Origin of the sequence: Pseudomonas sp. NBRC 111130 (assembly GCF_001320485.1) — a bacterium.
GTDB lineage: Bacteria > Pseudomonadota > Gammaproteobacteria > Pseudomonadales > Pseudomonadaceae > Aquipseudomonas > Aquipseudomonas vlassakiae.
The window spans coordinates 1-1454 of record NZ_BCBG01000096.1; the positions used below are offsets into that span (position 1 = coordinate 1).

A 1454-nucleotide genomic window follows, 5' to 3' on the forward strand; every position below is an offset into this window, starting at 1 on the left:
TGTTCGGCAATCGGTGATCACGCTTATGATACCGCCGATCTCCTGCGAACGAGCGCCCAGGCTGTTCATGACAGTGGCGGTGCCACCCAGCGCTTCGGCAATCTGGCGCAGCGAACTCGACGCTTCGTCCATGGCACTGCGGCCGATGCGGGTCTGCTGGGCGTTGTCACGGGCCATACGCTCGGTACCCGCCATGTTGTCGGCGATGTTCATCGACGTCGCGCTGAATTCCTCCACCGCACCGGCCATGCTGGTGATCTCGCCGGACTGCTGGTCCATGCCTTCACAGGCACCGGTAGACAACCCGGACAGCGAACGCGCACGGCTGCTGACCTGCTCGGAAGCACTGCGAATGTGCTCGACCATGGTCGCCAGCGCCTCGCCCATCTGGTTGAAGCTGCGGGCCAGCTGGCCGATCTCGTCATGGCTGGTCACACTCAGGCGCGCATTCAGGTCGCCGGCACCCAGTGCCTCGGCCTGACGCACCAGGTCATCCAGCGGGCGCAGCTTGCGGCGCAGCAGCCAAAGGGTGGCGGCCACGGCCAGCAGCATCGCCAGCAGGCTGCCGATGGCAAGACGCAGGCCAACGCTCCAGGTCACCTCGCGGATTTCCGCCTTGGGCATGCTCGCCACCACGGTCCAGGGGCCCTCGGCGAACGGCGCGCTGGCACTGAACAGGTCCTGGTCGGCGTTGGCCGGCGGCACCAGCCATTGGCCCTGGTCATCGCGAATGGCCAACGAACCGGTTGTCCCGATGCGGAAGCGCTTGAGGTTGGCGAACTGGGCGTTCTGTGCGTCGGTGTAGTCGAAGCCGACGAACAGCACCGCAATCACCCGGCCGCTGCTGTCGCTGACGGGTACGTAGCGGGTCATGTAGTTGCGCTCGAACAGCACGGCGCGGCCGACGTACATCTGCCCGGCCAGCAGCTTGCTGTAGGCGGGGTGCTGTCGGTCGAGCTGGGTACCGATGGCGCGGGTGCCGTCCTGTTTCTTCAGGTTGGTGCTGATGCGCACGAAGTCATCACCGCTGCGCACGAACAGGGTCGCGATGCCGGCAGTCATCTGCTGGAATTCGTCGACCACCTGGAAGTCGTTGTTCAGCAGCTGGTCGCCCAGGTACAGGGCGGGCGTGCTTTGACCGGCGACTTGTACCGTTTCGCCAGGGTGCAGCGACAGGCCCGAGGCGAAACGGCGCTCGAACAGGCCACTCAGGCGCTGGGTGTTGTCCTTGAGCGACCCGTGGAAGGTATCGAGCTGGTCGGCCAGCAGTCGCGCCTCGCTGGCCAGGTGGGCCTGGCGGGTGGCGAGGTTGGCGTCATCCAGCGCACGCAGGGCGAACAGGGTACTGCCGGAAATCACCAACGCCAGCACGATGGCGAGGGCGACACCGAGCTGCGAGGCAATTCGGGCACGCGGTTGAGACATTTTAAGAGAGCTCCTGGCAAGAGGCCGGG

At 65.7% G+C, this 1454-nt stretch carries 1 protein-coding gene; it reads right to left on the reverse strand.

Annotation, left to right across the window (positions count from 1 at the left end; translation table 11 throughout):
- On the reverse strand, positions 1-1425 hold a 1425-nt coding region (locus tag APH33_RS22625; RefSeq protein WP_054887273.1), incomplete at its 3' end, for a methyl-accepting chemotaxis protein.
- Between the last annotated feature and the right edge of the window lie 29 nt (positions 1426-1454).